General features: G+C 75.0%; 6 protein-coding genes, 1 pseudogene and 1 riboswitch. Of the genes and pseudogenes, 2 read left to right on the top strand and 5 right to left on the bottom strand.

Annotated elements, in window-relative coordinates; all coding sequences use genetic code 11:
• A partial coding sequence (gene gcvP, locus ACWEVO_RS28295; RefSeq protein WP_452310534.1) for an aminomethyl-transferring glycine dehydrogenase occupies positions 1 to 2153 on the bottom strand: 2153 nt, incomplete at its 3' end.
• 74 nt (positions 2154 to 2227) lie between these two features.
• Positions 2228 to 2327: riboswitch (glycine riboswitch) on the bottom strand.
• A 65-nt stretch (positions 2328 to 2392) separates the two neighbouring features.
• Positions 2393 to 3280 (bottom strand): NAD-dependent protein deacetylase, encoded by an 888-nt coding sequence (locus ACWEVO_RS28300; protein ID WP_452310535.1) that lies wholly within the window; start codon positions 3278 to 3280, stop codon positions 2393 to 2395.
• A gap of 104 nt (positions 3281 to 3384) precedes the next feature.
• Here ACWEVO_RS28300 and ACWEVO_RS28305 point away from each other — a divergent pair, with 104 nt between their 5' ends.
• On the top strand, positions 3385 to 4041 hold the full coding sequence (locus ACWEVO_RS28305) for an NAD(P)H-binding protein (RefSeq protein ID WP_452310536.1): 657 nt from the start codon (positions 3385 to 3387) through the stop codon (positions 4039 to 4041).
• 3 nt (positions 4042 to 4044) lie between these two features.
• Here the strand turns inward: ACWEVO_RS28305 and ACWEVO_RS28310 are convergent, their stop codons facing one another.
• The 3 genes from ACWEVO_RS28310 to ACWEVO_RS28320 are packed head-to-tail and all read right to left on the bottom strand — an operon-like array spanning position 4045 to position 5651.
• The gene (locus ACWEVO_RS28310; RefSeq protein WP_452310537.1) at positions 4045 to 4392 is read right to left on the bottom strand and encodes a winged helix-turn-helix transcriptional regulator; all 348 of its coding nucleotides are present in this window, start codon (positions 4390 to 4392) and stop codon (positions 4045 to 4047) included.
• Positions 4393 to 4404: 12 nt separating this feature from the next.
• Complete coding sequence (locus ACWEVO_RS28315; protein ID WP_452310538.1) at positions 4405 to 5157, bottom strand: DMT family transporter; 753 nt, start codon at positions 5155 to 5157, stop codon at positions 4405 to 4407.
• An 11-nt stretch (positions 5158 to 5168) separates the two neighbouring features.
• Positions 5169 to 5651, bottom strand: a complete 483-nt coding sequence (locus ACWEVO_RS28320; RefSeq protein ID WP_452310539.1) for a polysaccharide deacetylase family protein — start codon at positions 5649 to 5651, stop codon at positions 5169 to 5171.
• On the opposite strand from ACWEVO_RS28320, the pseudogene ACWEVO_RS28325 reads away from it, so the two are divergent.
• A pseudogene (locus ACWEVO_RS28325) lies at positions 5635 to 5729 on the top strand (DUF3418 domain-containing protein); the annotation flags it as partial. The gene ACWEVO_RS28320 and the pseudogene ACWEVO_RS28325 sit on opposite strands and share 17 nt — an antisense overlap.

The following is a 5729-nucleotide window of genomic DNA, read 5'->3' on the forward strand; positions in this document are numbered from 1 at the left end:
CCGGGCAGGAACGGCGCCAGGTGCGCCCGCACCGCCACCGGGCCCACGCCCGGGCCACCGCCGCCGTGCGGGATGCAGAACGTCTTGTGCAGGTTCAGGTGCGACACGTCCGCCCCGAACCTGCCGGGCTTGGCGAACCCGACCAGGGCGTTGAGGTTCGCCCCGTCGACGTACACCTGACCGCCGGCGTCGTGCACCTTCGCGCACAGCTGCGCGATGCCCGTCTCGTACACCCCGTGCGTCGACGGGTACGTCACCATGATCGCGGCGAGCGCGTCGCGGTGCTTGTCGATCTTCGCGTCGAGGTCGACCAGGTCGACGTTGCCGTCCGCGTCGCAGCCGACCACCACCACCCGCATGCCCGCCATCACCGCCGACGCGGCGTTGGTGCCGTGCGCCGACGACGGGATCAGGCACACGTCCCGGTACCCCTGCCCGCGCTGGCGGTGGTAGGCGCGGATGGCCAGCAGGCCCGCCAGCTCGCCCTGGGAGCCGGCGTTGGGCTGCACGCTGACCGCGTCGTAGCCGGTCACCTCGGCCAGCCAGGCCTCCAGCTGCCCGATCAGCTCCCGGTAGCCGGCGGTCTGCTCCTCCGGCGCGAACGGGTGCAGGTGCGCGAACTCGGGCCAGGTGATCGCCTCCATCTCGGTGGTGGCGTTCAGCTTCATCGTGCACGAGCCCAGCGGGATCATGCCCCGGTCCAGGGCGTAGTCGAAGTCGGCCAGCCGGCGCAGGTAGCGCAGCATCGCCGTCTCCGAGTGGTGGCTGCGGAACACCGGGTGGGTGAGGAAGTCCGACGTGCGGGCCAGCTCGGCCGGCAGCGCCGCGTCCACCTCGCCGGTGACACCCTCGACCCCGAAGGCCGCCCACACCGCCGCCAGGTGCGCCCCGGTGGTGGTCTCGTCACAGGCCACGCCCACCCGGTCGGCGTCGACCAGCCGCAGGTTCACGTTGCGCTCCGCGGCGGCGGCGACCACCTGCGCGGCCCGCCCCGGCACGACGGCGGTCACGGTGTCGAAGAACGCGACGTCCGCGACCTGCACGCCGCCGGCGCGCAGCCCCGCCGCGAGCCGCGCCGCCATCTCGTGGGTACGCCGGGCGATGGCCCGCAGCCCGTCCGGGCCGTGGTAGACCGCGTACATGCCGGCCATCACCGCCAGCAGCACCTGCGCGGTGCAGATGTTGCTGGTCGCCTTCTCCCGCCGGATGTGCTGCTCGCGGGTCTGCAACGCCAGCCGGTACGCCGGGTTGCCGTCGGCGTCCTTGGACACCCCGACCAGCCGGCCGGGCAGCATCCGCTCCAGGCCGGAGCGGACCGCCAGGTAGCCGGCGTGCGGGCCGCCGAAGCCCATCGGCACCCCGAACCGCTGGGTGGTGCCGGCGGCGATGTCCGCGCCGATCTCACCGGGCGGGCGCAGCAGCGCCAACGCCAGCAGGTCCGCCGCCACGGTGACCAGCGCCCCGGCCGCGTGGGCGGCCTCGACCAGACCGGCGTGGTCGCGTACCGCCCCGGACGCGCCCGGATACTGCAGGTGCAGGCCGAAGAACTCCCCCGGCAGCTGTTCGGTGTCCAGGTCCAGCACCCGCACGTCGATGCCGAGCGGCTCGGCCCGGCTGGCGATCACCGCGACGGTCTGCGGCAGGGTGTCCGCGTCAACGACGTACACGCTGCTCTTGCTCTTGCCGGCGCGGCGGGCCAGCGTCATCGCCTCGGCCGCGGCGGTGCCCTCGTCGAGCATGGACGCGTTGGCGGTGGCCAGCCCGGTCAGGTCGGTGACCATGGTCTGGAAGTTCAGCAGCGCCTCCAGGCGCCCCTGGCTGATCTCCGGCTGGTACGGCGTGTACGCCGTGTACCAGGCGGGGTTCTCCAGCACGTTGCGGCGGATCACCCCGGGGGTGTGGGTGCCGTGGTAGCCCAGGCCGATCATGGAGACGGCGACGGTGTTGCGGGCCGCGAGGGCACGCAGCTCGGCCAGGGCCTCCCGCTCGCCGGCCGGGGCGGGCAGGTCCAGGGTGCCGTGCCAGCGGATCACCTCGGGGATCGCCGCGTCCATCAGCTCGTCGATGGAGCTGTAGCCGACGGTCTCCAGCATGCGGCGCTCATCGTCCGGCCCGGGGCCGATGTGCCGGTCGGCGAACTGCTCTGCGGTCATGCGCTGCGCTCCTTGCGGGGGCGAGGTCGACGGGTCGGCCTCCCCCTGAGTCACGCACGAAGCGCTCCACAGCGCCTGCCCACGCGGTCCTTTTGCCTGAGAGGTTCCGGGGAGGAAGCTGCCCCTTCGGCGCCGTCCGGGGTGTTCCCGGGCGGTCTCTCCCGCGTGGGTGGTACCGGCATGGTCAACGCTACCAGCGACCGTGTTTCCGCCTCATGTCCTACCCCGGCCGTCGGCGCTCACACGGCGGCCGGCTGCGCCCCCGCCGGCGCCGCGCCGGCCACCACCGGCGGGGACGCCCCGGCGGCCACCCGGTCGGCCAGGTCGGTCAGCACCCGCCCCAGCGGCGCGTCCAGGGTGACGGCGGCGTACCCGTCACCGCGGGTGGGTCCCTGGTTGACGATCGCCACCGGGATGCCGTGCTTCGCCGCCCGGATGACGAACCGCCGCCCCGACATGACGGTCAGCGACGAGCCGAGGACCAGCAGCGCCCGGGCCCGCTCGACCAGGGCGAAACAGTCGGCGACCCGGGGCGCGGGCACGGTCTCGCCGAAGAACACCACGTCCGGTTTCAGCATGCCGGTGCCGCAGATGCCGCAGTCCACGGTGCGGAACCGGGCCACCGCCTCGTCGGGCAGGTCGACGTCGCCGTCGGGGTTGACGTGCCCGATGTGCGCGTCGAAGCCCGGGTTGGCCTCGGCCAGTCGCCGGTCCAACTCCTCCCGGGAGGTGAGGTTGCCGCAGTCCAGGCAGGTCACCTCGTCCAGGCGGCCGTGCAACTCGATCACCCCGGTGGCCCCGGCGGCGGTGTGCAGCCCGTCGACGTTCTGGGTGATGATCCCGCCGACCAGGCCGGCGCGTTGCAGCCGCGCCACCGCCCGGTGCCCGGCGTTGGGGGCGGCCCGGGCGATCAGCCGCCACCCCAGGTGGCTACGCGCCCAGTAGCGGCGCCGGGCGTCCGGGTCGCGGGTGAACGCCTGGTACGTCATCGGGGTGTGCCGGCGGGCCGCGCCGCTGGGCCCCCGGTAGTCGGGGATGCCCGACTCGGTGGACAACCCCGCGCCGCTGAGCACCACCACGTCCCCGGCGGCGACCAGCCCGCTCAACGCCTCGAACCGCTCCGTCACCCGTCCATGCTGCCTCAACCCCCGCCCGCCGCCCACCCGGCGCCAGTGAGCCGGGCTGCGCCGCAAGCCGGGCGGGCCGGCCACCACGCCGCTACGTTGAGGGCATGCGCGTCGTCATCGCCGGAGGCCACGGCAAGATCGCCAAGCTGCTGGAACGGGAACTCGCCGGGCGCGGCGACACCGCCGTCGGGTTGATCCGCAACCCCGACCACGCGGCCGCGCTGCGCGCCGCCGGCGCGCAGCCGGTCGTCTGCGACCTGGAACACACCGACGTCGACACCGTCGCCGCCCACCTGGCCGACGCCGACGCGGTGGTGTTCGCCGCCGGAGCCGGGCCGGGCAGCGGCGCCGCCCGCAAGGACACCGTCGACCGGGCCGCCGCCGTGCTGCTCGCCGACGCCGCGCAGGCCGCCGGGGTGCGCCGCTACCTGCTGGTCTCCTCCATGGGCGTGGACGCCCCGCCCGCGCCCGGCCGGGACGAGGTGTGGGCGGCGTACCTGCGGGCGAAGAAGGCCGCCGAGCAGGAGATCACCGGCCGGGACCTCGACGTGACCGTGCTGCGCCCCGGCCGGCTCACCGACGACGAACCCGTCGGGCGGATCACCCTCGACCGGCACGCGCCCGCCGGGCCGGTGACCCGCGCCGACGTGGCCCGCGTCCTGCTGGCCCTGCTCTACGCCCCCGGCACCGCCGGGCTGACCCTGGAACTGGTCGGCGGGGAGACCCCGATCGCCGACGCCGTGGCCGCCGTCGCCCGCTGACCGTCAACCGGCCCAGCTCGCCTCGTCCCGTACGCCCCAACGCCACAACTCGGCCAGCACCGGGCGCAGCGACTGCCCGCGCGGGGTCAACGCGTACTCCACCCGCGGCGGCGTGCCCGGCCGCTCGTCGCGGCGTATCACGTCGTAGTCGGCCAGCAGCCGCAGCCGTTCGGTGAGGACCTTCGCGGTGACCGGGCCGACGGCGACGCGCAGCTGCGTGAACCGCATCGGACCGTCCAGCAACGCCCGGATGATCAGGGCGTTCCACCGGCCGCCCACGATGTCCAGGGTGCGCGACAGCGGGCAGTCACCAGCCACGAGTTCCGGCGAACGCCAGTCGGCGACGTCCATCCCACCCCCGGGTTACTTGAAGGAAACCGGCCCGCCGCTGCCAGCCTGGGCTCCCCCACAGGCAGGAGGCAACCCGTGCGGCTCGGCCAGGGTGAGCGCGGTGAGCGGGGCGGCGATCCGCCCGCTCTGGAAGGCGTTCTGGTTGAGCTGCACCCCGACCAGGACGACCACCGCGAGTGCCGCCAGGCGCGGATCGGTGAACAGCGCGAGGAAGTCGCCGTGGAACCGGGTCGCCACCGCCTTGAGCAGGGCCGCCGCGGTGCCGTAGAGGACGCCGCTGGCGACGCCCAGCAGGGCGCCCCGGGCCGCGCCGGTGCTCGATCGGGCCGCCAGGAGGCAGGCCAGCACCGCGCCGCTCACCCCGGCCGCCACCCCTGCCCAGGCGGTGCTGCCGGGGTCGTTCACCCCGGCCCGCGGTTCGACGGTGACCAGGAAGCCCACCAGGCCGGCACTGCCGACCACGCACGCGACCAGGTCCCGCCGCTGCACCGGCCGACGGTTCCAGGCCGCCTCGAGCAGGACCGCCATGAACAGTCCACTGGCCAGCACCGGCTGCACGACGGCCAACGGCCCGTAGCGCAGCGCGAGCGCCTGGGCGAGCGCGCCGGCCACGTCCGGCGCCCAGCCGAGCTGCCACAGCCGGGTACGCAGCAGCCGCCAGAGCAGACGCGGGTCCAGCACCCGCCCGAGCGGCTGCTGCTTCGCCGCCCGCTGGTGCAGGGTGGTGGAGAGCGCGAAGCTGAACGCCGACACGACGGCGGCCACCACCGCGAGGGTCACCGAACCTGACCGCCGTGCCCACCGAGGGGCCCCACGGTCCACCCCTGCCGGCGGCACTCGGCCAGCAGCCGGGGCAGGGCGGCGAGCCCGGACCGCCAGGCGCCCGGGGCGGCCGTGCACGAGGAGTCGTGCAGCAGGACCGTGCCGCCGCCGGAGAGGCCGCCGCGGACGGTCTCGTACACGGTGTCGCCGGTGGCCGACCGGGTCCAGTCCCGGCCCCAGCAGCTCCACAGCACCGGCTGCAGCCGCAGCCGACGCGCGGCCAGCAGCGCCGCACCGGTGAGCACCCCGTACGGCGGGCGGAAGAACCGGGGGGTGTGGCCGGTGACGTCGGCGATCAGGGCCTGGGCGCGGGCCAGGTCCCGTCCGGTCGCCAGCGGTCCGCGCAGCAGCAGGTTGTCGTGCGCCCAGCCGTGTACGGCCACCTCGTGACCCGCCTCGACGACCTGCCGGCCGAGGTCGGGCGTCACGGTGGACATCCCGCTGCCGCTGCTCAACCAGGTGCCCGCGGAGAGCTTCGACTGGCAGGTGCCCGGCCTCCGGGAGGACCTGGTCGT

The sequence above is a fragment of the Micromonospora sp. NPDC003776 genome, assembly GCF_053605645.1.

Coding starts and splice junctions, on each gene's coding strand:
- ACWEVO_RS28305 (WP_452310536.1), top strand. CDS start 3,385: ATGCGCGTCGTCATCGCCGGAGGCCACGGCAAGATCGCCAAGCTGCTG.
- ACWEVO_RS28310 (WP_452310537.1), bottom strand. CDS start 4,392: ATGGACGTCGCCGACTGGCGTTCGCCGGAACTCGTGGCTGGTGACTGC.
- ACWEVO_RS28320 (WP_452310539.1), bottom strand. CDS start 5,651: ATGTCCACCGTGACGCCCGACCTCGGCCGGCAGGTCGTCGAGGCGGGT.